This is a genomic window from Streptomyces canus 299MFChir4.1 (assembly GCF_000383615.1).
Taxonomy (GTDB): domain Bacteria; phylum Actinomycetota; class Actinomycetes; order Streptomycetales; family Streptomycetaceae; genus Streptomyces; species Streptomyces canus_C.
Map to the genome: position 1 here is coordinate 1 of NZ_KB911612.1, position 21,599 is coordinate 21,599.

Here is a 21,599-nt window from a genome sequence, read left to right on the forward strand (position 1 = left end):
CCGGACGCGGTCGGTGAGGTCTGGCCGCGAACTGTGGTGCAAACATGTGTAGTGCACCTTCTGCGGGCCTCGTTCCGTTACGCGGCCCGACAGGACTGGGACAAGATCGCGAAGGCGCTCAAGCCCGTCTACACCGCGCCGACCGAGGACGCGGCCACGACACGGTTCCTGGAATTCGCCGAGACCTGGGGCAAGAAATACCCGGCGATCATCCGCCTCTGGGAGTCCAGCTGGGCGGAGTTCACGCCTTTCCTTCAGTTTGACGCGGAAATACGCGGCATTGTGTGCACGACCAACAGCATCGAGAGCGTCAACGCCCGCATCCGCAAGGCCGTCCGTGCCCGCAGGCACTTCCCCACGGAGCAGGCCGCGCTCAAGTGCGTCTATATGGCCTTCATGAGCCTCGACCCAACCGACGCCGGCCGCAAACGCTGGACCATGCGCTGGAAGGGCGCCATGAACGCCTTCGACCTGGCCTTCGACGGCCGCCTCACCGCAGGCCAACTCTAGCCACACCAAACCCAGTTACACCGCTCGCTTTACAGACCCTCCGCCCGACCAGCAGAGATTCGCCCTAACCGCTTGATCGCGGGAGTGTCTTACGAACAGACTGCACCGGTGAGCTCAGAACTTCCCGCCTTCCGCTATCACCCCGATCCGCTCGCCAGCGGCTCCATCCGCGAAAGCGCCGAGACCTGCGCATGCTGCAACCGCGCCACGGGGTGGATCTACACCGCGACCTTCTACACCGCCCAAGAGGTAAGCGGGCGCTTCTGCCCGTGGTGCATCGCAGACGGCAGTGCGGCCGAACGGTTCGCCGGCGAGTTCATGGACTCCTACGGACTCGACGGCGTCGGCGAGGAGATCCTGCACGAGGTCACCCGTCGCACCCCCGGCTTCCACGCCTGGCAGGATCCGCACTGGCTCGTCCACTGCCACGACGCGGCCGCCTTCGTCGGCGAGGTCGGCTACAGCGAGCTGGCAGCCCACCCCGAGGCCCTCGACCAGCTCAGGCAAGACCTGCGCATCGGCGGCTGGCACGACGCAGCGCAACTCGAGCAGTTCCTCACCCACCTTGGCGAAGCTGCCACCGCGATGCTCTTCCGCTGCACCGTCTGCGGCACCCACCTCGCCTACGCCGACGCCTCATAACGGCCACTGAGCTCGGCAGCCCGCGAGATCGAACCGAGCATCCCTTCAAAAGAACCGCACCCTTTTGAGTTTGCCGGGGTCGAAGTCGTGGTGGGTGAAGGAACTGACGACAGTCATCGACTGGCGGGCGCGGGTGATGGCGACGTTCAGGCGGCGCTCTCCGCCGTCGTTGTTGAGCGGGCCGAAGGACATGGAGAGCCGGCCGTTGGCGGCTTTGCCGTAGCCGATGCTGAGAATGATGGCGTCGCGTTCGTCGCCCTGGACCTGTTCGAGGTTCTTGGTGAAGAAGCGGCGCCGGGCTCCGGCGTCGGGGCTGAAGAACTCCTGGAGTTCGGGGTGGTCTTGGAGGGCGTGGCGCAGCGCGAGGTTGATGCGGTCGGCGTGGCGCTGGCCCATGGTGATGACGCCGAGGCTGAGATGGGGGGCGTGGGTGGCGTGGTCGAGGGCGAGTTCGACGACTCGTTCGACTTCCTCGGGCAGGGAGCCGCTCTGGCCGGGCTGGGCGTGGCCTTCGACGGTCTCGAGGCGGATGGGGCTGGTGAGGGTGGTGCCGGGGAAGGTGACGAGCCGGTCGTCGTAGATGGTGTGGTTGGAGAAGGCGATCAGGCGTTCGTCGCGGCTGCGGTAGTGCCATTTCAGGGTGTGGATGTGGGGCAGGCGGCTGCAGAGCAGGTCCAGCAGTGACTCGTAGGCGGCCGGGGGCGCAGCGTCGTCGCGGTCGTCGTCGGTGTCCTCTTGTGTGCCGCTGAGGACGCGTTGGAAGAAGGTGGTGGGCGGGAGTTGGTGGGGGTCTCCGGCGACGATGACCTGCCGTGCGCGCATGATGGAGGTCATCGCGTCGTGCGGCAGGACTTGGCTGGCCTCGTCGAAGATGACGACGTCGAACAGGCGGGTGGCCGGCAGGACACGGCTGACGACGAGGGGCGACATGGCCCAGCACGGCTTGGCGGCCAGAAGCACGTCAGGGGCCTTCTCGACGAGCCTGCGCAGCGGGAGGTGTCGGGACTTGCGGCGGGCTTGGGTGCGCACCAGGGTGTTCTGGTCGGGGTGGGCGTCGCGGATCTTGCGGAGCCGGACGGCGACCTCGTAGCGGACACGGGAGGGGTTGCTGTCGCGGTGGATGAGGTCGTTGCAGCGGAACTGCTCGACGACGTGGTCGTGTTCGAGGCGGGTGAAGGAGCGCAGGTAGGCGGAGCGCATGTGCGCTTCCTCCAGCACCGACGACGACCACAGGTAGTCGAAGATGGCCACTGCCGTGTGGGGGTCGACGTCCGTGTGTGCCAGCTCGTCGAGGAGGCCACCGAGTTGGGCCGCTTCGAGGCGGTCGGTGAGCTGGTTGAGTTCGGGCATGCGCAGCAGGGTGTCGCGGTCGCCGTCGAGGCGTTGAATGGTTTTGTCTACGTCGTCGACGGGAGCGGTTTGCCAGCCGTCCCAGCGCACGCACAGGGCTATCGCGGCCAGACGGCTCTGCAGATCCGTGAACGCGGCCAGGGCGCCCTTGAGGCCTGGGACGGTCCAGGGGGTCGCATTGCCGGTCACGGACAGCGCCTGCCAGCGGGCGTGCTGGTCGGCCGCCTGGAGGAGGGCGACGTGCAGCGCGGGGCGTTCGCGCAGACCGTCCTTGGTCAGGCCACGTGCCTTTTTGATCAGTTTCCGGCGGTTCCACCAGCTGATGTTCCGGTTGTACTCCTTGCGCCATGCGTGGCTCGCGGTGGCGGCGATGAGATCGTCCAGGCCGGGGGCGAAGACGGCTGCTTCGAAGCGGGCCAGTGTCGCGGTGACGTCCTGCAGCAGGGTGAGCAGGACCTGCCATCCCTGGAGGTCGTCGGCCGGACGCAGGCCTGCGGTGTTGACCAGGTGGGCGAGGGTGCGGCGGGTGTGGCTCAGTGCTGTGCCGGTGAGCTGGTCGAGGCCGGCCACCACGGCGCGCAGTTCATCCTCGGTGCGGGCCTGGGTGTGGGACCAGGGGGATTCGCCGCGGCGGATGATCAGTCCTTTCTTGGCGACGAAGGTCCGCAGATCCTGCTCTATCTGGCGATGGTGCTCACCGTGGAGGTGGCGCAATGCGGAGCCGCGCAGCCGCAAGCGGGTGTGGTGGGATGACGGGCAGCCCATCAGGTGGGTGATCGCCTGGTGCGGGCTCACCTGCCAAGGAGTAAGCGGTTGATGGAACTCCTGTATGTGGCGGAGGGTTTCCTCGCGATAATGAGCCAGGCCGGTGTGCAGGTCGGCCGGGCGGGGCGGAGCCTGCTGGCCGGCGCGCTCCAGGGCGTCGTGGAGTTGCTGGGCGATCTGACGGCGGCTGAGTTTGTTGCCGTGGAGGTCGAAGACCAGTCCGTCCAGGTCCACGGTGGCGAGGCTGTCGGTGACGGCTTCGATCGCGGCGCGTTTCTCGGCGACGAACAGGACGCGTTTGCCCTGGGCCGCGAAGGTGGCGATCAGGTTGGCGATGGTCTGGCTCTTGCCCGTGCCCGGCGGTCCTTCGATCACCAGGTGGGAGCCGGCCAGCGCGGCGCTGATGGCTTTTTGCTGGGAGGCGTCCGCGTCGAGAACGAGGTACTCCGAGCGGGGCGGGATGTCGTCGGCGCCGGCTGGAGTGCGCGCGCCTGTGTTCTCGGCCAGGGCACGGTTTGCTTCTCGGTCGCCGGCCAGGGCGGCGATGACCGGGTGGTCGGCCAGCAGGTCGGTGGCACCACGCAGGTCCTGGACCATGGGCAGCCGGTCGAAACTGAAGACGCCCGCCACCATGCGTTCTTCCAGCTCGGCCGTCAGGTTGCTGCGGACAAGAACGGCCTCAAGAATCTCGTAGGCGACGGGGATGCGATCGGCCGGGTCCACGCATTCCTCCAGCGCGGTGGCCACCTTGTCGGCGAGGACTTCGATGTCGCCGTCCATGCCATACTGACGGCTTAGCGCGTACAGCAGCACCGGATTGATCTCCGCCTCACCGGCCGTCTCGAGGACGAAGTCGTTCTCGGACGCGGTGCGCGGCTGGATGACCAGAGGCTGCAGCAGCAGCGGGGCGCGCAGTGCCGACACAGGGGTGCTGCCGCGCGTGGGCGGCGGGTCGACGCGCAGCAGGCCAAGAGCCAGGCGCCCGGCCTCGATGCCCTGCTCTTCGTCCAGTTCCACCATCCTGTGCCGCAGGCTCCGTGCCCGAGTGCAGGCAGGACCGTGGTCGGCAGCACCAGGAAACAGGCTGGCTAGGCGGGTTTTGCGTCCGGCCAGGAGCGAGGTCAGGGCCTGCCCATTCGCGCCGGTCACATCCAGCGACGCGGTTTTGGTGTCCTTGAAGTGCAACAACGTGTTGTAGGGCCCGAAGTCGACCAGAGCATCGGCCCACTGCTGTGCCTCAGCGGCCACTTTCTCCCGACGAGCGTGCCGCGCGATGGCTTCCACGTGTCACCCCTTACCAACCGGCTGCCGAACCCGGCCCAATGCGCTCCGGAGCCGCCCCGCGTGAGGCGAACAGGTCAACGTACGGACCCCAAGGGGCCTCCAGCCAGGGGGAGTTGGAGCGCACATGGGGCGTGAAAGAAGCAGACACGGCGCACTGGCAGCGCCCGGAAAGCGAGGTTCCCCGCCCCTGTTGTGCGTCGCCTGCTTAATCTGCGGCAGCCATGCGGACGTGCGCGGAGTCGGTCGCTGTTCCAGCGGCCCTGTGCGCCGAGACTTTAGCGGGGAAGAGGGAATCGGCACTTCATGGTTCCGGCTCGCCCGGCTATAGCCGTTCAAGATCCCCCAAGGTCGCCTGCACGGGTCGCTCGGGCTACTGCCCGCTTGCAACGGTCAACGCGGATTCTCGTGCAGCTTGCAAGGTCCACTGCAGGTCTCCGGTATCCGGGCATGCCCGCCATGAGGCCAGCGATCTGCTTGCCACCAACTGATCGAGCATGCTGGACAGTTCAGCGGTCTGGGCACCGCAGGCACGCGCCATTTGATCGAAGTCGTCCTGGCCTATTCCGGATTCCGGATCCGTGTGCGCCGCAAGGTACACGCTGGCCAGCCGGGGCAGCGGTCCGATAGCCCGTGCTGCTGAGGGAGAGCCGGCGCGCAGGGCCCAGTCCGCGGCACGTCTTCGGTCGGGGCGGGCCGGAGCCTGGCCGAGCAGTGTGACGTCGAGAAGTTCGGCAGCGATCTCGTCGGCTGTGCGGCCAGGGGCTGTGCGCAGCCATCGCGCATGCTCCAGCTCGGCCCACGGCCCCGGTGCTGCGTCGAGACGGAGGCTGCGCATCACCCCCTTGGACAGGCTAATTCGCATGTGGGTGTTCATCCGCAGTGCGCACTGCAGTGCCAGCAGGCGCGCGGCGGCGGAGGTGTCCTCCGGGAGGGCAGCGGCGAGGTAGCTGAGCATTTCACGGACCCTGATCCGCTCCCCCGGCCCCTTGGGACGTCTGCACCGTCGAGCGGTCGCCATGTGCCGCGGCGCTTGGGCGAGGACGGTGTCGGGAACGACGCGGCCCGTGCTGTTGCTGCGGCGCAGGCTCTGCAGGCGTCGGTGAGCCGCCACAGCCGTCCGCCGCGTTCGCATGCGAGGAGGAGGTGGATGGGACCGGCGCAGCCGCGGTGACGGGGGTGCCAGCGGCAGCCGCGTTCGTGGCACTGGCAGATCCGCAGGTGCGGGGGACGCAGGTCTCCGCGTACGTGGCGTGCGAGGTGGGCCAGGGCAGCCGAACGAGCGGAGACCGCGGTGATCGGTGTGATGGCGTGCGGGCAGTGCCGGCAGACGAGAACGAGGCCGCCGGCGTGCGAGCGCAGTTCCACGGTCCAGGCGCGTGGTGTCACCGGGCATGCTGTGCGCAGCCTCATGGGCGCGTGTTCCTCCGGTTGTTTCCGCGCTGGTCCCACCTGTGGGGTGCGGGGGCGGCCGCCACCGTAGTGCAGACCTCTGCCCTCCCGTGGCTGCCGTCACCTGGGAAAATAGGGCAGAGGTCTGCACTGACAGGGCAGGGGTCTGCACCGTCGGATGGACGGGTGACGATCTTGCCGCCCGATCCGGACCTCGACGCGCTGCGGTTGGAGCTCGCGCGTCTGCGGGCCGCGCGCGGGTGGACCTACGACGAGCTTGCCGCCCGCAGCGGCCTGGCCAGACGCACCGTCATCGAGATCGAGCAGGGTCGCACCGTCGGCACGCTGAAGACCTGGCACGCCCTTGCCCACGCCCTGGGTACTCCGTTCGACGAGCTCTTCGCCACGCTGTGCCGCGGGCACGACCTGCCCGGGCCAAGCGGAGGCTGACAGCCCGCCCGGGCGACTGCCGCAGATCACTCAAACCGGCGACCTCCCGGTACGCGCGTCCGCAGCCGACGCCTTCACCGAGGTACCGCTCACTGACTTCACTGCTGGGTACTGCGCACTTCACTTGCGGGTACCGCCACTGCGGTACTGCTCACGGCCGCCCCTCACTGCGGGCCACCCGGTCCGGTCGTCAGCCCCGTCAGCCGTTCTGCAACCCTGGCTCCGGAACTCCACCACCGCACCGTCCTGCACTGCAACTGCACCACTGCTGACCGGCAGTTCGTGTCTGCCAGGCCCTGCTGTCTCTCTGATCTACGAGAGAAACCATAGCCACACCACCCCCCAATGTCTACTCCAGCCAACACAGGTTTTCTGCATATGCGCAGGGGAGGTAATCGGCCTCATGCAGCGAACAGGACACCCGGTGGAGTCAGCCCAGGCCGAGGAAACTGAAGGGGCCAGCCGGAGACCGTTCGGCGCGCGTGGGGCGTCGCGGTCTCGTTGAACCCCACACCCCGGCCAGGCCCAGGGGATGTCATGGCTGCCCGCGCTTTGGGGCCCGTGTGCTGTCCGGGGCAGACCGTCATGGCAAGACGACGGGGCAACGGGGTGCGCTCCTGTTACGAGGGGTGGGTACGACGGCTGCTGCGAAGCCGGTGAGAAGGCGACCGCGCACTGACACGAAGTGGTCCTCTTATCTCGACGTTTTTTATCGACCGTTGGTCACGTCCGGACATCCAGGTGTCTGTGGCGGCTGACGTGGATGCCAACGCTGACCTGACTCCCCGGCAGCGCGGACGGGGCTGCCGATGCACCGACCGTACGGACAAATCCCGTCTGTCCGGCGAGGATTGCCTGTTCCGCGGTAATCCGTGGCCGTCCCGGCCCGCACGGCCGCAGTCTCGTCGTGCCCCGACATCGCACCGTTTCGCGCCTCGTACGACGGGAGTTCCCATGTCATCGCCATTCTTGGAGACGCTCTCCGGCGAACTCGCAACACTGCGGCCCCGCATGGAGGCCGTCAGCTGGTCCATCCACGCGCGGCCGGAGCTGAAGTTCGCCGAGTTCCATGCCCAGCAGGTGCTGACCGGCTGGCTCGTGGAGTCGGGGTTCACGGTCACGTCGGGCGCGGGTGGGCTCGACACCGCGTTCGTGGCGCTGCACCAGGGGCCAGAGCCTGGGCCGTACGTTGCCGTCCTCGCGGAGTACGACGCGCTGCCCGGCGTCGGTCACGGCTGCGGACACAACCTGATCGCGGCCGGGGGCGCGGCGGCCGCCATCGCCGTCGTACGCGCCCTGCCCACGCACCCGGGAACCGTCGCGGTCATCGGCACGCCCGGCGAGGAGATGGGCGGGGCGGGCAAGGTCAAGCTGGCCGAGGCGGGCGTCTTCGCCGGGGTGGACGCGGCGGTGATGTTCCACCCGGGGGACCGCTGGCTGACCGGCCGGCCCGGGCTCGCGGCGGCACACCTGCGCGTCGCGTTCACCGGGGTCAGTGCGCACGCCTCCGTGTCGCCGTGGCAGGGACGCAGCGCCCTGGCCGCCGCACAGCTCTTCCTCAACGCCGTTGACGCTATGCGGCAGTTCGTGCCGCCGACCGCACGGCTGCACGGGATCGTCTCGGACGGCGGGCAGGCGCCGAACGTGGTGCCCGCGCGGGCTGCCGTGGACCTGTACGTACGGGACCGTACGGCCGCGTCGGCCGAAGCGCTGGTGGAGCGGGTGCGTGCCGCGGCGGCGGGGGCCGCGCTTGCCACCGGGACGGAGGCGGAGGTGTCCGAGACCGGGCCGCTGTACGCGGAGCGGCGCAACAACGCCGTACTCGCCGAGCGGTTCGGGGAGGCGGTGCGCGCGCTCGGCGCGGACATCGGGCCGTATGACCCCGACAGCCCCGCCGGCTCCTCCGACATCGGCAACCTCTCGCAGCTGATGCCGGTCATCCACCCGTACGTCCAGATCACCGACGCCGGTACGCCCGCCCACTCCGACGCGATGCGCGAGGCCGCGGCGACGCCCCTCGCACACGACCGCACCCAGGTCGCGGCCACGGGGCTGGCCGAGGTCGTCACCGAACTGCTCACGGAACCAGCCGTGTTGGCGGCCGCGCAGGCCGAGTTCGAGGAGGCAGTGATGTGAGCCCGTACACTCCCGCTCATGTCGGTCGTGATCGTCCTGGAAGGGGCCGGCCCCGACCGCTTCACGGTCGCTGTGCCCCCGCTCGCGGAGCTGGCCGCGAGCCTGCACGTGCTGACGGAGTACACCCACCACGCCGAGCACGCCGACTGGGCCGAGCAGACCACCGTTGCCGCGCCGCCCGCATTCCGCGCCGGGCTGCGGAGGTTCGCCCCGCTGTGGAAGGCACTGCGCTGGCGGGGCTTCTATCCGGGCCTGGACGCGCCCTTGGCCGTCCTGCCCCCGGACCGGTTCGCCGAGTTCACCGCGTACACCTGTGCCAGCGGCTACCGCTACCGCGGCTTCGACTTCGACCGGGTGCTCCACGACCCGGCTCAGGCACGGATGCTTCGCCAGGCCGCGTCCGCGCTGCCGGAGCCGCACTCGGCCCTCGCCGAGGACCTGCTGCACGACTCCGAGGCCCTGCGCGCCGACATCCTCGGCTTCCTCGACCTGTGCCGCCGCGTCTACTTCGGCGAGCTGTGGGCCGAGACGGAGCCCGCCCTGTCCGGAGCCGCGCACCTGATGCGCCAACGACTTGCGGACGAGGGGCCCACGGCGGCGCTGCTCTCGCTCAGCCCGTCGAGCGTCCGCCTGGACAACCCCGCCCGGGTCGTCCTCGACAAGGTGCACCACGTGGTGATCAACCCGGCCCGTACGCCGCTCCTGCTGATCCCCACCCGGTACGGCGCCCCGCACCTGCTCGTGAAGGACGAGCCGGGGCTGCCGCCGGTCGTGCACTTCCCCGTCGACGCCCCAAAGATCGGCGTCACGCTGGCCCGCAGCCGCATGCTGGCGCTCACCGACCCGCGCCGGGTGCGCCTGTGCCGGCTCATCGCCCGTCAGGCGATGACCACCGCCGACCTGGCGGACCGGCTGTCGATGACCCGCCCGCAGGTCTCGCGCCATCTGCGCGCCCTGCGCGACCTGGGGCTGGTCCGTGTGGAACGCAACGGCCGCTACGTCCACTACGGCCTCGACCTCGCCGCCGTCGAGCGCATCGGGCGGGACGTGGCCACGGCCCTGCAGTACTGACCCACACCTCGAAGGGAGGCACGGCCTCATGAGAAGCCGTTACCCGATCGTCCGGCACCGTGAGCTGCGATCTCGGCCGAGGTGGAGCGCGTGGCGCGAGCGGCGCGGTCCGCTGGTCGCCGGGACCGGCCGGATCCTCGTGCACGAGAGCGGCGGGGAGTACGGGACCGACACAGCGGCCGACCCCGGACAGGTGACGGCCGTGACCGTGGTCGACGTCCGTCCCGGTGTGGAGGTGACCTTCCGCTGGTTCCTGGCGACATCGGGAAGGACGTTGAACTTCCCCGATGGGGTCACCTTCCGCTGCACCGTCGTCGACCCGGTCGCGGTGGTACGGGCCCGCCGCGCCGGCGATGTGTGGGACGTGCGGCGCGTCCTCGGCCGGGATACCGAGGCCCTTGGAGCTGGACCGGGTTCACCCCGCGGGCGACGAGGACGGCCTGCGCCGGGCCCTCACCGCACTCCTCGCACCGCGGCCCGCCCACCGGGACATCCCCGGAGTGCGGGTGGAGCTTGCCGGGGTGGATGTGGAGCGGGCCCACCTGCTCGTCCCCGAGGCGGCGCGAACCCGCTTGCCTCCGCTCGGCGCGATGGCATGACGACTGCCGGCTCGGCAAATGAAGCAGACCGATGGGAACGGCAGTCGCGATCGCGGCCCTCCCTCCCTGGCGTCCCTCGGGGCGGCGCAGGACTCTCCGGACGGTTCGGCGCCGAGCCGCTGCCCGGGTGGTCAGGCCCGGCGAGTGGGCGCTGCCGCGCTGGGGGACACGGGGGTCTGGGCGGCTTCCGTCCGCCAGGCGTCGGCGAGTTCGGCGGGGAAGCGCCGGCCGCTGCGGGTGAGGACGACGCCGGGTGCGAGTTCGACCTCGTCGCCGGGGCGGAAGGGCCGGTCGGTCTGCGGGGGCAGTTTCTCCCAGGTGCCGAAGCCGCCGCGCTTGCCGACGTGGCGCATCCGGGTGCCGTAGGTGCTGATGTCACGGATCAGGACCGTTCCGTTGCGGGCGGAGACGGCCACATGCCTGCGGCTGACCTGCTGGGCGACCGGCGGGGCCAGCAGGCTGTGCAGGGCGATGCCCGCCGGACCCGGCAGTCGGCCGACGTGCGCTTCGGAACCCTCGTCGAGGGTGTACCGGGCTACGCAGGCACCGTCGATGACAGCCTTGAGCTGGGTGGTGCCCAGGCGCGGGCCGTCGTCCTCCAGGGGCGAGCCGTGGAGCTCGCAGGTAGGCACGCCGCGCCGCATGCGGGGCAGCAGGATCCGGCCGCCGCGGCGGATGTCGTAGAGGGAACAGCGCAGTTCCGGGCAGCGCCAGGCCCGCATGATCACATCGGTCAGCGGGGTCCGGGAAGGGCCGAGGAGACCCTGCTTCTTCAGCGCGGACAGTTCCATCTTGCGGGAGATCTCGGCCGCCGAGCGCACGCCCATGTCCATCGCCACGAGGGCGACGGACCCGTCGGGGCGCGGCTCGGGTCTGAGGAACTGCCAGGTGTTGCCCTGGATCCACGGGTGTTCGACGCGGTGGTCGACGTACTGGTCACCGGTGATGACCGGGGTCGCGGTCATACGGGTCAGTTCGAGGACACGCTCGTCGGCGTCGTCGACCTCCTCGACCAGCCCGTCGGCCACCCAGCCGCGCAGCCGCCGGACCTCGGCCTGATCGCCGAACTCCCGGTGCCCGCCCAGCAGGCTGGTGTCGGCGACCAGATAGACGGAGACATCGGGGTCCCCGGTGAGCTCCATCAGAGCTCGCAGGACCAGCCCGAGGCGGCGCAGGGAGCGCGGGCCGCGTGGGCCGATGGAGATGTCGCGTACGACGTTGGAGAGCTCCACGAGATAGTCGGCCCGCTCCGCCGACGCGGCCAGATGATGTTCCATGGACGCCTTGCTGTCCGACGGCAGGGGTGTCACTGTACGGCCGCCCGCCGGCACTCCGCCATCAGGACGAATCCCACCAACTCCCGCGATTCTCCATGATCTTCGCCAGTTTTCCTTGATCTCCACGGATGCCTACCACTAGCGGGGCAGCACCGCTACGATCACGCCAGTGACGGGAAGGTTGAAACCTTGAACAGTGCTGGAACCGGTGGCCAGTTGAGCCCGCTGGGCCCCGACGACCCGCGAGAAGTGGCCGGTTACCACCTGCTCGCCCGGATCGGCGAGGGCGGCATGGGATCCGTCTACCTCTCCCGTACGCGCGGCAACCAGCCGGTCGCCCTGAAGGTGATCCGCCGGGAGTACGCCCAGGACGAGGAGTTCCGCCGCCGCTTCGAGCAGGAGGCGACCGCCGCCCGCCGGGTGCAGGGCTACCACATCGTCCCCGTCGTCGACCACGACACCACCGGCCCACAGCCCTGGCTGGCCACCGCCTACGTCCCCGGCCTCGCCCTGGACCAGATCCTCACCGGGTACGGGACGCTCCCGCTGCCCACGGTGCTGCAGCTGACCGGCTGCGCGGCGGAGGCGCTGCACGCCGTGCACAAGGCCGGCGTGATCCACCGCGACATGAAGCCGAGCAACATCCTCATCGGCTCCGAAGGTCCCTGGATCATCGACTTCGGCATCGCCCGGGCCGCCGACGCCACCCAGCTCACCCGCAGCGGCGGGCTCATCGGCACGCCCCAGTTCATGTCGCCGGAACACGCGGGCGGACAGGACCTCACCCCGGCGACCGACGTCTTCTCGCTCGGCCTGATCGCCGCCGTGGCCTCGACCGGCCGCCACCCCTACGGCGACGCCGGAGCCATCACCCTGGCCACCAAGATCGCCAACACGGAGTTCCGCCCGCCGGACCTGACAGTGTATCCCGAGCCGCTGCGTGCCGTCCTGGAACGCACGCTGGCCGCCGACCCGTCCACCCGCCCAACCCCCTCCGAACTGGCCGAACTCTGCCAGGAGTTGGGCGGGCGGCCGCTACGGGACTTCACCGGCTGGCTGCCCGCGCCCATCGCCGCGGACATCGCCCGCCGGGAGCAACTCGCCCGGCAGCAGGCCGAGACGGAGCCCGTACCGGACTCCGGAGATGTGGCGGGAGCTGACACCGTGCCTCCGAGTCCCGCGGCGGGAGCCGCGACCGTGCCTCCCGGCGCCGCGGCGGCAGCCGACACCGCACCGCCGGATGCCGTGGCGTCCGGCGGATACACACCCACCCATGCTTCCCGGCCCGGCGAGCAGCCGCCCCACGACCCGGCACAGCCGGCGCCGCCGACCGGATCCCCCGCCCGGCCCCCCCAGGGAGCACCGCGCCCCTCCGGCCCGCCGACAGCACTGGCGCCGACCCGGAGCCGGACCCCGCTGACGGTCGGCGCGGCCGCGCTGGCCCTGGTGGTGGTCGCGACAGGCGCCTGGGTCTTCACCCGAGGCGACGACACGGACACCGACGCCCAGGGCAGGGGTGGACAACCAGCCTCCTCGGCGACCGCCGGATCCCAGACCCCCGCCACCACCACGCCGAGCACCGACGCACCGAGCACCGGCGCCCCTCCCACCGCGGACGCGACGCCGAACGACTACACGGAAATCTTCAAGGACAAGCCGCTCACCCTGCGCGCCCAGTTCACCGACGGCCGCAGCTCGTACACCAACGTCGACCTGGACGCACCGAAGATCGACACCAACGCCTCCAGCACGACGACGGGAGCCGAGCTGCAGTACGAGGAGTTCGGCGGCCGGTACACCCTGCGCTTCCTGACGACCGCGGGAAAGAGCGCGGGCACCACCCCCGAGGAGTGCGCCGAGGGCGCGGCGACCGACGCACTGGCCTCCGAGCTCGCCGACGACGCCCAGGGCGACCATCTGACCCCGGGCACGGTGCTGTGCACCGTCACCGGCGAGGACAACCTGGCGATGCTCAGCATCAAGGACGTCATCGTCCAGACGGACGACGCTGGCTTCAAGGCACGCGACTACGTCACCGAACTGACCCTCTGGAAGGCGCCCTGACCCGGCCGTCGCGGAACGAAGCGGAAGGAATCCGTGTTCCGTCGTACCACCTCGTCCGGCCTGCTTGCATTTTGAGTTCCCGGTCACTCCGGGTGACAAGGGTTGGCCCGGGGGTCTGTAGGTGGGGCGGGGATGTTTCGGCCTGTTCCGTGTTCCGCGGCATCTCAAGATCGCGGTCACGGTCGCACTCCAGGAAGTTCCGCCCCACAATCCAAGATTCCGAAGCCTGCACGACGGCTGGAACCGAACAACGAATCGCTCTTGACCGGCGCAAGGGTGAGGCCGTGCGACAGCCTCGCGAGGTGGGCGCGGATGTTCCTGAACCCCCGGCGGACCCGGGCAGGGGTGAGCCGGTCGGAGGTGGCGGGTTTCTCCCAGGGCCGGCGGAGGTCTTCGGCGAGGGACCGGGCGAGCCGGAGCTGGCTGTGAGCGACGATCAGGAGCCAGGTCCAGCGGTCCGCGGCTTCGGGAGTACGGAGTCTCGGAGTGGTCCAGCCGAGGGTCTGCTTCGCGAATCGGAAGGTGTGCTCCAGATCGAAGCGGCGGAGAAATGCCTGCCAGAAGCGGTCCACGTCGTCCGGGGTGGCGCCCGTCTTGGAGGACCATAACCACACCGGCGGGGCGCCGCGTTCCTTCGACAGATGCTCGACCTTCAGCCGGATCAACGTCCCCTCCACCAAGGGCAGTTCACTCTCGTGGTCCAGCCATGAGGAACGATGGTCAGCCGGGGGTGGACCCGGTCTCATGCCTGCGTTTCGGCCTTGGCGTAGTGGGTGGTGTCGGTGACCGTGGTGATCGCGGGCTTTGGCCAGGTCTCCGGCTTGGTGAAGCGGAACTCCGGGCCATGCTTGGGCGGCCGACCGTTGACACCGTGCGTCCTCGGCGGCTTCGGCAGACGCATGACGCGGTCGGAGCGGACCCGGCCGACCAGTTCGACGGGCAGGTCACGCAGGACCCAGGCCAGGCGGGTGACGTCGTAGCCGGCGTCGCTGACGATCACGATATGAGGGTCCCGGTCTGCCACTGGCCCGCGGCGATGAGCCGCTCGACGACCCCCCTCAGTTGGCGGCTGTGATCGCGGTCGCATCGTCCGCCGGGCCGAGCCGGACTGCGTCCAGGATCGCGGTCCAGGACGTGGCGCCCGGCTCCAGTACGGCCACGAAGGAACAGGGCCGGCCCGGGATGAACTACGACGCCGTCTTCGCACGGCCATAGACGTGGCAGAACAGCCGCTCAGCCGAGCACGGCGCGTCCGAGCGGAGCCACGATGAGACATCGACGGCAAGGACCAGGCGCCCGCCGTCTAATCGCGGCAGCGACAGCCCGGCCAGCACGGTCCGCAGTCGGCCGACGTCGATGCGGCCGTGGTTCAGGCCGCTGTACATTGCTCTGTGCCCACGACGATGCTCGGGCAGCAACGTCAGGTCCACCGGGGACTTCACCGCACCGTCCGCACACAGCATCGCGTCGGTGAGTTCGAACAACTCGTCGCGCCGGGCGGTCAGACACTCGTAGAACTCGCCCCGGAAGCGTGATGCCTCCGCGAACGCTTCCCTCCGGACAGCATCAGGCAGCAGACTCACCCTCACGGCCTTCGTCTTGGTCACGTGCACCTTGGTCGGAGCACAGGATCAGACGAAGGCCGCCCCCACGTCCGGTGAATCCCCAGGTGAGCGACCCAGTTCGAGACACCGTTCGAGACCGGAAGAAAAAGAACTTCCCAATGACGATGTCAAGCTGCTGCCGTGACGGTTGGTAGGGTCTCGTAGCACTCTCCGTCGCGGAGCATGGCCCACAAGACGTTGGCTCGTCGACGGGCCAGGGCGAGCAGGGCCTGCTTGTGTCCCTTGCCCTCGTTCCGCTGCGTCCGTAGTAGGCCTGGGAGGCGGCGCAGGTTCTCAGGCTGGCCATCGCGGAGAGGTAGAAGGCACGGAGCAGGCCGCGGTGGTAGCGGCGCGGGCGGCGCAGGTTTCCGCTGACGCGGCCGGAGTCCCGTGGCACTGGTGAGAGGCCGGCGAAGGACGCCAGACGGTCGGACGTGCCGAAGGCATCCAGGTCGCCACCGGTGGCGGCGATGAACTCGGCGCCGAGGAGGGTGCCCACGCCGGGCAGGCTCCGGATCACCGTCGCGTGCCGGTGCTCGTTGAACCGTGCCTCGATGAGCGCGTCGAGTTCGGCGATCTCCTCGTCGAGAACCAGCACACCCTTGGCAATGCGGTCGACCATAGCGGCCGCGAGGGTCTCGCCCGGCAGGGTGGTGTGCTGGGACCTGGCCGCCTCGACGGCTGTTTGGGCAAGCGCCGCCGCCTTCCTCACCTTGCGGTTCTTCAGCCAGGTTCCGATGCGCCTGGCCCCGCTGCGGCGGATCGCGGCCGGCGTCTGGTAGCCGGTCAGCAGCATGACCGGACCCTTCTTGCTCAGGTTCAGCACCCGCTCCAATGCGGGGAAGAATTCCAGCAGTTGAGCCCGCAGCCGGATGGTCTGACGGGTCCGGTCGTTGACCAGGTCGAGGCGCCGGGCAGTCAGGGTGCGCAGGTCGACGGCTATCTCGTCTCCGGGCCGCAGGAGACCGAGGTCCTGGCGCATGCGTGCCTGGTCGGCGATGACGAACGCGTCCTTCTCGTCCGTCTTGCCCTGGCCGCGGTAGGCCGTCGACGCCTGGTGCACAGCCAGGCCCGTGATGTAGACCATCGGCTGCTCGCGGCTGAGCAGAAGGCCAATGAGCAGGGCCGCACCGCCGTGGTTGATGTCCACCGCCCACAGGACGTCCTCGCAGAGCGCGAGTACGTCTGCGATCAGCTCCAGCAGGGCAGGTTCGTCGTTGAAGACTCGGCGTGAAAGGAGGCGTTCGCCCCGCGTGTCGACCACCACGCAGTGGTGGTGTTCCTTGCCGATGTCCACTCCGGCCCAGATCTGGGGCACGGGTCACCTCCGCCAGCTCGTCGTCACACATCGATCCCGCAGACGACCTCGCCGACGTTGTCCTACACAGCGATCGAGTCGCGTATCCCAATTAGCGGTCGAGTCGTCTCGGGGTTCCGGGCGGCCAAGTTGCGGCCCGGCCGGAGGCCAGTGAGCACGAGATCGCACCGGTACGATCCGCTCCCGGTCACCGGGACGGACTGCGGCGGATAGGGGTGGGTGAAGTCGTGCCGACCGCCGATCTCATCCACGCCCACGCGCACCGACCAGGTGCCGGCGAGCAACGGCACCAGGAAGCCGGTGAGGTGCCACTCCACCTGCACGGTGACCAGCCGTGCCGTTCTTGACCACTTCGGAGGGGGCGCCGTCGGGGTCCAGGATGATCGCGCTGATCCGTCCGTCAAGTGCCGTGAGCGGCACGGGAAGGGACTGGAAGGTTACGGAAGCCATGGTCTGCTCCTCTGCCGTCGGGCGATGTGCGAACTTACACTCACCGTGACCTGCCCGGGCCGGGCATGAGGCAGGGGTCCTGGATCAGCCGGGCTCTTCACGCCCAGGAACGGGACGTTCTCCGGCAGGTGCTTCGAGCCAGGGCGTCGCCCGTCAGCTGGGCCGGCCCCGCGAACCATGCGACGGCTGAGTCGTGCCCAGCCCCGCGTCACGGGCCGCGGCGACCGCGGCGGCCCGGTCGCGTACCCCCAGCTTGAAGAGGATGGCTGACACGTGGTTGCGGACGGTCTTCTCAGCCAGGCAGAGCTGCCAGGCGATCTCGTGATTGCCGTGCCCGCCCGCAATCCGGTCCAGTACCTCCAGCTCCCGTTCTGTGAGTTCGGGAAAGGCCTGGGCGGCGTAACGCTCGTGCGCTCCGGTGAAAAAGGCCACGATGCGGCGAGCGACGACCTCGCCATAGACAGCGTCGCCCGCGGCGACGGCGAGGACGGCGAGGACGGCGCGCAGGATCTCGGTGCGGTCGACACCCTGAGGAGGTAGCCCCTGGCGTCCGCCCGCAGGGCGCCGAACAGGGCTTCGTCGTCCTCGTGCATGGTCAGCACCAGGACCCCCAGATCCGGCTGGTTGGCGAGCAGAGCCCGGGTGGCGGTGGCACCGTCGGTGCCGGGCATAGTGAGATCGGTGATGACGAAGTCGGGCTGAACGTCGGCCGCCACGGTCAGCAGTTCTTCTCCGGAGGCGGCCTCGCCGACGACCTCCAGGTCTTCGCAAGCAGCCAGCGCGGCGGTCAGTCCGTACCGGTACATGGGGTGGTCGTCGGTGATGACCACCCGGACGGGGACTCTGGTAGTCATGCGGCCCCCAGTGGGAGAGCCGCGGCGACGGTGGTGCACCCTGGCCGCGAGGCGATGTGGAGGGTGCCGTCGAGCACCTGGGCCCGGCGGCGCATGGACATCAGGCCCAGCCCCGGTGCCGCCCGGTCGGGGATGCCGCGGCCGGTGTCCGTGACGGTGACCTGCAGGGACCCGTCGGCGGCGGAGATCCGTACGCAGGCCCGGCATGCACCAGCGTGCCTAGCGGTGTTGGTGAGCGACTCGGTGACGATGCGGTAGGCGGTGGCCTCCAGACCTGGTGACAAGAACGGCAGTCCATTGATCTTCACCTCCACCGGCACGGCGGTGGCGAGTGTCTTGGCGTACTGGCGGATGGCCTCTGCCAGCCCCAGTGTGTCCAGCACGGTGGGACGCAGACCGTCGATGATCCGCCGGATCTCTCCGACCGCGGTGGTGACCTCCTGGCGGATGCGGGCCAGCAGTCTGCCCGCCGGTGTGGCCCCGTCGCAGTCCAGCGCATCGGCCAGTGCCTGCAGCCCCAGCCCCATACCGGAGGGGGAAGGCCCCAGGCCATCGTGGAGGTCATGCCGAATCCGGTCCCTCTCGGCATGAGTGGCAGCCACGTCGACCAGCACCGGGACCTGCTTGTGGTCGGTCTCCCACACCTGGTTACGCCAACCCCGCGGCCTGGCCAGGAACACATCGTGCTTGCGCGCCGCCCGCTCCCCACCCGGAAGCCCCGCCCGCTCCCCCAAACGTCAAGTCCCGGCGGATCGCCCGGTGCAGCGTCGTCAGCGACGGCGCACCACCAGGCGGAGACTGCCGGGCGGCACGCTGGACCAGCTCCCGATGGACCGCCCGCACGATGCCTCTCCACAGCGCCAGCAGCCCGCGGACTTCGGGCGTGATCGTGAACCTCGTGCTGATCCGGGCCCGGGCCCCGGGCACGTCCGCCGCCCGTTCGTCGCGGCCGGCTGCGGCCAGCCACCGCCACACCGTGCGCTCCGACACCCCCAGCGCATCCGCCACCACCCGCACATGACCGGCTGTCAGCCCCTTCCCCGCCCGCAGGGCAAGCAGCCGCCGCACCGCAGGACCGCGCAGGGCCCTCCTGGACGCCGCAGGCAGTCCGCCGCCTGCGCGGACGGTGCGTTCGTCCTCCATGCCAGCTCCCCCTCGCGCGGTGGGACGTCCTGTTGTGCCGTTGCAGAGCGCTTCTGTTCACAGGGGCGGCGCGACCCGCTTGAACAGCCGCCGCAGCAGGGCCCGGTCGACGGACATGTCAGAGGTGGTCCGCAAGCGGGCGCAGGCTCGAGTGACACGCGCCGGGCAGCCGCGGGGCGAGCACTAGGTCACCAGTCCTGTTTGTCCCGATGCCTGGCGGTAGGTTCTTATGCCACCATGAACAGATGCCAGAATTAGTCGAGTTGAAGCTCGGTGACGGGACAGGCGTGTTCGTCGAGGTGTTCTCGCCGGCATCTGCTCCGGCCGCCGATCTGGACCTGCCCGACGGTACGGGCTCCGTCGTACCGGTGGGCCGTGGTCAGCGGGTGGCGGCAGCCACAGGCCAGGCGCTGAGCGATGTTCTGCGCCCACTCGGCTCCGTGCTGGACTCCGTGCACCAGGCGATGACCTCCGCGCTGCGCCCCCCGGACGACGTGGCGGTTGAACTGGGCGTCAGACTCTCGCAGGACCTCAAACTCGGTATCACCTCCGCCCAGGGCGAGGCGGTCATCACCGTCCGCGCCACCTGGAAGCTGGGACCGCAGGCCGGGTAGCGGGATGGACGACCTGGACCGCTCGGTGAAGACCGCGCACGCGGCGCTCTACGGCAACAATGGTCCCCGGGCCGTCGGCGGAGGTGTCCTGCTCACCGGCGAGCACGTATTGACTTGCGCGCACGTGATAAATCAGGTTCTGGGTCGGCACTCCTTTTGCCAGGACCGGCCCGCCCGTCTCGGTGACCTCGTGCAGGGGGTGTCCCTCGCCCTGCCCGGCATCACGTCCACCCAGCGTTTTGAGGCCGCGCTGGAGGGTTGGTTCCCCGCCCGCCGCCCAGACGGCGCACCGGCGCAGGACGGGGATGCGGAGTGGTGTGGCGACCTCGCCCTGTTACGCCTTGTGGACGGGCCGCTGCTCCCGGACGCGCCGCCGGACATGGGCCGTTGCCGGGTCGGCAGTGTCACCTACGCGTGGTTCGGCAGCGGCGCGCCGAGCACCATCGTGGCCGCCGTGGCCCAGGGTGTGACGGATCGATGGATCGTCCTGGACTGTCCGACATCGGCGCAGTCGATCGTCGAGGGGTACAGCGGTTGCCCGTTGTGGGACCGGGAACAGCAACAGGTCGTGGGGCTGTTGGTGAGCCGACGCGGCCGGCGGGCTTTCGCGGTACCCGTGTGTGACGTCTCCTCTTTGCTGCGAACACAGGGTGCGGATCGCAGCGCGATCATGCCTGCAGTCCTGGCGAAGGACAGCCGTCGTGCGGCATTGACCCAGCAACTCCTCGGCCCGCTCCGAGCCTGTTTGACATCTGCGGAGAACCGATCGGAGTGCGCGGAGCACCTTGGGAGGGAACTGGAGCTGCCCGGCGTTCCGACCACCGCGTCCCACGAGTGGTTCGCCCGCACGGCGCTCTCCCGGCCCCGGGGCGTGCCCACACTGCTGGCCGTGCTGCACACCTTTGCCGCGACGGAGGACGACCGGCGTTGGGTGCGCACCACGGCGCTGCACACCACGGCCGACCAGTTCCTGACGGCATGCGAGCACCGGGAACTACTCGATCTGCTCTCCGGCCCGGTGCCCGGCCCTCAGCGGGCGGCAGCGAAAGCCTTGATGTTCGGGCCGTCGTTGGCTGCTCTGGACTGGCCCGAGGCCATCGCCCTCCTGGAGTGCTACCAGTCACGCTACGGGAAGGTGCCGCATCTGCTCCGAGTCATCGAGTTCGCCGCCGCGCACACCGCCGCCGTGGACACCAGGCAGGCCCTGTACGCCTGGAACGACGCAGTAGCCCGCCGCCTCGGACTCGCCGAGAGTCTGCGCGAACACCGCGCCCAGGCCCGGGAGTCCGTGGACGGCGCTGTCACGGCGCCCCTGGTCCAGCTCCAGCTTTGGCGAGCCGTCGGCACCGAGACCTTCACCTCTGTCCTGCACGCCAGCGACGCTGACGGCTCGGTGATCCACCACGAAACGCACGACCGGCCGATGCCGTTACGGACGCTGCTGACAGAACTGGCCGCTGTGCTGGAGACGATCGCGGAGCGCAGCGCGCCGGGGGCGCTGCCGATCATCGAGTGCTTCGTACCCCCCAGCGAACTCGATCTCCCCGTCGACCAATGGGTCTACCAGACAGACGACCTGTTTCCAGCAGTTCTGGGCCAAGACTTTCTCTGCGTGCTGCGATGCCCGGAACTGCGTCGTCCAGCGTTCCTGCCCGAATTGCGCTACCGATGGCAAGCCCTGCTCTCTGGCCGAACGGCAGTGCTGTCGCGCCACGACCCGGCGATCCTGGAACGGGGAGCCGCCAGCCCCATCTGCGCGGTGGCCCTCGCGTGTCCTCCGTCCGAGTTGGTTCGGCTACGCGTCATTGCGCTGGCTGTCGGGGTTCCCGGAGTCGTGTGGCTGCGTTCCACCGCAGACGGGTTGAAGGGGGATGAGCTGGCCGAACTGACGCAAGGACTGGCTCCGCACGAGCTTCCCCGGCGCGTCTACGAAGCGAGACTCAGGACCGGAGTTGGGGCCGGGTCGGGCGAGGTGGGGACGCGGCTGGCCCTAGTGTGGGACCGGCCCGACGGCGTTCCGCAGACACTTCAGCTCAGCGACCCACCGCTGTAACGTGAGAGGAGTTCCGACTCTTGTCA

At 69.6% G+C, this 21,599-nt stretch carries 19 protein-coding genes and 2 pseudogenes; 10 read left to right on the forward strand and 11 right to left on the reverse strand.

The features are described from left to right. Positions 1 to 510: IS256 family transposase (locus H293_RS0138380; RefSeq protein ID WP_028808554.1), on the forward strand; the 510-nt coding region annotated here is incomplete at its 5' end. A gap of 108 nt (positions 511 to 618) precedes the next feature. Further along, positions 619 to 1,152: a CbrC family protein gene (locus H293_RS0138385; protein WP_020123099.1), complete on the forward strand. Its 534-nt coding sequence runs from the start codon at positions 619 to 621 to the stop codon at positions 1,150 to 1,152. Positions 1,153 to 1,197: 45 nt separating this feature from the next. Here the strand turns inward: H293_RS0138385 and H293_RS50845 are convergent, their stop codons facing one another. Both H293_RS50845 and H293_RS60600 read right to left on the reverse strand, forming a co-directional pair. Continuing rightward, entirely contained in the window at positions 1,198 to 4,287 is a 3,090-nt protein-coding gene (locus H293_RS50845) for an AAA domain-containing protein (protein ID WP_020123100.1), read from the reverse strand. A 634-nt stretch (positions 4,288 to 4,921) separates the two neighbouring features. Next, entirely contained in the window at positions 4,922 to 5,506 is a 585-nt protein-coding gene (locus H293_RS60600) for a hypothetical protein (RefSeq protein ID WP_020123101.1), read from the reverse strand. Positions 5,507 to 6,126: 620 nt separating this feature from the next. On the opposite strand from H293_RS60600, the gene H293_RS0138400 reads away from it, so the two are divergent. The 4 genes from H293_RS0138400 (at position 6,127) to H293_RS0138415 (ending at position 10,196) form a co-directional block, all read left to right on the forward strand. Beyond that, positions 6,127 to 6,390: a helix-turn-helix transcriptional regulator gene (locus tag H293_RS0138400; RefSeq protein ID WP_020123102.1), complete on the forward strand. Its 264-nt coding sequence runs from the start codon at positions 6,127 to 6,129 to the stop codon at positions 6,388 to 6,390. Positions 6,391 to 7,344: 954 nt separating this feature from the next. Further along, a complete protein-coding gene (locus tag H293_RS0138405; RefSeq protein WP_028808555.1) occupies positions 7,345 to 8,526 on the forward strand; it encodes a M20 family metallopeptidase in 1,182 nt (393 codons plus the stop codon). 18 nt (positions 8,527 to 8,544) lie between these two features. Then, on the forward strand, positions 8,545 to 9,597 hold the full coding sequence (locus tag H293_RS0138410; RefSeq protein ID WP_020123104.1) for an ArsR/SmtB family transcription factor: 1,053 nt from the start codon (positions 8,545 to 8,547) through the stop codon (positions 9,595 to 9,597). Positions 9,598 to 9,995: 398 nt separating this feature from the next. After that, the gene (locus H293_RS0138415; RefSeq protein ID WP_020123105.1) at positions 9,996 to 10,196 is read left to right on the forward strand and encodes a hypothetical protein; all 201 of its coding nucleotides are present in this window, start codon (positions 9,996 to 9,998) and stop codon (positions 10,194 to 10,196) included. A 131-nt stretch (positions 10,197 to 10,327) separates the two neighbouring features. Here the strand turns inward: H293_RS0138415 and H293_RS0138420 are convergent, their stop codons facing one another. Then, on the reverse strand, positions 10,328 to 11,473 hold the full coding sequence (locus H293_RS0138420; RefSeq protein WP_028808556.1) for an FHA domain-containing protein: 1,146 nt from the start codon (positions 11,471 to 11,473) through the stop codon (positions 10,328 to 10,330). 249 nt (positions 11,474 to 11,722) lie between these two features. On the opposite strand from H293_RS0138420, the gene H293_RS0138425 reads away from it, so the two are divergent. Further along, positions 11,723 to 13,537 (forward strand): serine/threonine-protein kinase, encoded by a 1,815-nt coding sequence (locus H293_RS0138425; protein ID WP_020123107.1) that lies wholly within the window; start codon positions 11,723 to 11,725, stop codon positions 13,535 to 13,537. A 176-nt stretch (positions 13,538 to 13,713) separates the two neighbouring features. On the opposite strand, the gene H293_RS60605 is transcribed toward H293_RS0138425, so the two are convergent. From H293_RS60605 to H293_RS60615, 5 genes and pseudogenes are all read right to left on the reverse strand, one after another. Next, positions 13,714 to 14,202: a hypothetical protein gene (locus H293_RS60605; protein WP_259294617.1), complete on the reverse strand. Its 489-nt coding sequence runs from the start codon at positions 14,200 to 14,202 to the stop codon at positions 13,714 to 13,716. A gap of 77 nt (positions 14,203 to 14,279) precedes the next feature. Beyond that, the gene (locus H293_RS60610) at positions 14,280 to 14,624 is read right to left on the reverse strand and encodes a transposase (RefSeq protein WP_259294618.1); all 345 of its coding nucleotides are present in this window, start codon (positions 14,622 to 14,624) and stop codon (positions 14,280 to 14,282) included. A gap of 100 nt (positions 14,625 to 14,724) precedes the next feature. Next, complete coding sequence (locus tag H293_RS59375) at positions 14,725 to 15,144, reverse strand: transposase (RefSeq protein WP_259294619.1); 420 nt, start codon at positions 15,142 to 15,144, stop codon at positions 14,725 to 14,727. A 125-nt stretch (positions 15,145 to 15,269) separates the two neighbouring features. Further along, a pseudogene (locus H293_RS53100) lies at positions 15,270 to 16,459 on the reverse strand (IS110 family RNA-guided transposase). Between the two features lie 603 nt (positions 16,460 to 17,062). Next, positions 17,063 to 17,272 (reverse strand): LuxR C-terminal-related transcriptional regulator, encoded by a 210-nt coding sequence (locus H293_RS60615; protein WP_259294627.1) that lies wholly within the window; start codon positions 17,270 to 17,272, stop codon positions 17,063 to 17,065. Here H293_RS60615 and H293_RS60620 point away from each other — a divergent pair. Beyond that, positions 17,183 to 17,449 carry a hypothetical protein gene (locus H293_RS60620; protein WP_020123109.1) on the forward strand — a complete coding sequence of 89 codons (267 nt, stop codon included), beginning with the start codon at positions 17,183 to 17,185 and terminating at the stop codon, positions 17,447 to 17,449. The genes H293_RS60615 and H293_RS60620 overlap by 90 nt on opposite strands. A gap of 50 nt (positions 17,450 to 17,499) precedes the next feature. On the opposite strand, the pseudogene H293_RS60625 reads toward H293_RS60620, so the two are convergent. The 3 genes and pseudogenes from H293_RS60625 to H293_RS0138460 all read right to left on the reverse strand — a co-directional run. Beyond that, a pseudogene (locus H293_RS60625) lies at positions 17,500 to 17,763 on the reverse strand (response regulator); the annotation flags it as partial. After that, complete coding sequence (locus H293_RS0138455) at positions 17,760 to 18,443, reverse strand: sensor histidine kinase (protein ID WP_310591948.1); 684 nt, start codon at positions 18,441 to 18,443, stop codon at positions 17,760 to 17,762. The gene H293_RS0138455 and the pseudogene H293_RS60625, both read right to left, overlap by 4 nt. Then, positions 18,412 to 18,906 carry a helix-turn-helix domain-containing protein gene (locus H293_RS0138460; RefSeq protein WP_259294620.1) on the reverse strand — a complete coding sequence of 165 codons (495 nt, stop codon included), beginning with the start codon at positions 18,904 to 18,906 and terminating at the stop codon, positions 18,412 to 18,414. Before H293_RS0138460 ends, H293_RS0138455 begins: the two co-directional genes overlap by 32 nt. Positions 18,907 to 19,151: 245 nt before the next feature. Between H293_RS0138460 and H293_RS0138465 the strand changes: the two genes are divergently transcribed. Together H293_RS0138465 and H293_RS0138470 are read left to right on the forward strand one after the other, a co-directional pair. Next, positions 19,152 to 19,520 (forward strand): CU044_2847 family protein, encoded by a 369-nt coding sequence (locus tag H293_RS0138465; RefSeq protein WP_028808561.1) that lies wholly within the window; start codon positions 19,152 to 19,154, stop codon positions 19,518 to 19,520. 4 nt (positions 19,521 to 19,524) lie between these two features. After that, entirely contained in the window at positions 19,525 to 21,573 is a 2,049-nt protein-coding gene (locus H293_RS0138470) for a VMAP-C domain-containing protein (protein ID WP_020123112.1), read from the forward strand. Positions 21,574 to 21,599: the final 26 nt, after the last annotated feature.

Bases quoted from the DNA above. Each gene is read 5' to 3' on its own strand.
- H293_RS50845 (WP_020123100.1), bottom strand. From the start codon at position 4,287: ATGGTGGAACTGGACGAAGAGCAGGGCATCGAGGCCGGGCGCCTGGCT.
- H293_RS60600 (WP_020123101.1), bottom strand. From the start codon at position 5,506: ATGCTCAGCTACCTCGCCGCTGCCCTCCCGGAGGACACCTCCGCCGCC.
- H293_RS0138405 (WP_028808555.1), top strand. From the start codon at position 7,345: ATGTCATCGCCATTCTTGGAGACGCTCTCCGGCGAACTCGCAACACTG.
- H293_RS0138410 (WP_020123104.1), top strand. From the start codon at position 8,545: ATGTCGGTCGTGATCGTCCTGGAAGGGGCCGGCCCCGACCGCTTCACG.
- H293_RS0138420 (WP_028808556.1), bottom strand. From the start codon at position 11,473: ATGGAACATCATCTGGCCGCGTCGGCGGAGCGGGCCGACTATCTCGTG.
- H293_RS60610 (WP_259294618.1), bottom strand. From the start codon at position 14,624: ATGCGACCGCGATCACAGCCGCCAACTGAGGGGGGTCGTCGAGCGGCT.
- H293_RS0138460 (WP_259294620.1), bottom strand. From the start codon at position 18,906: ATGGAGGACGAACGCACCGTCCGCGCAGGCGGCGGACTGCCTGCGGCG.
- H293_RS0138465 (WP_028808561.1), top strand. From the start codon at position 19,152: ATGCCAGAATTAGTCGAGTTGAAGCTCGGTGACGGGACAGGCGTGTTC.
- H293_RS0138470 (WP_020123112.1), top strand. From the start codon at position 19,525: ATGGACGACCTGGACCGCTCGGTGAAGACCGCGCACGCGGCGCTCTAC.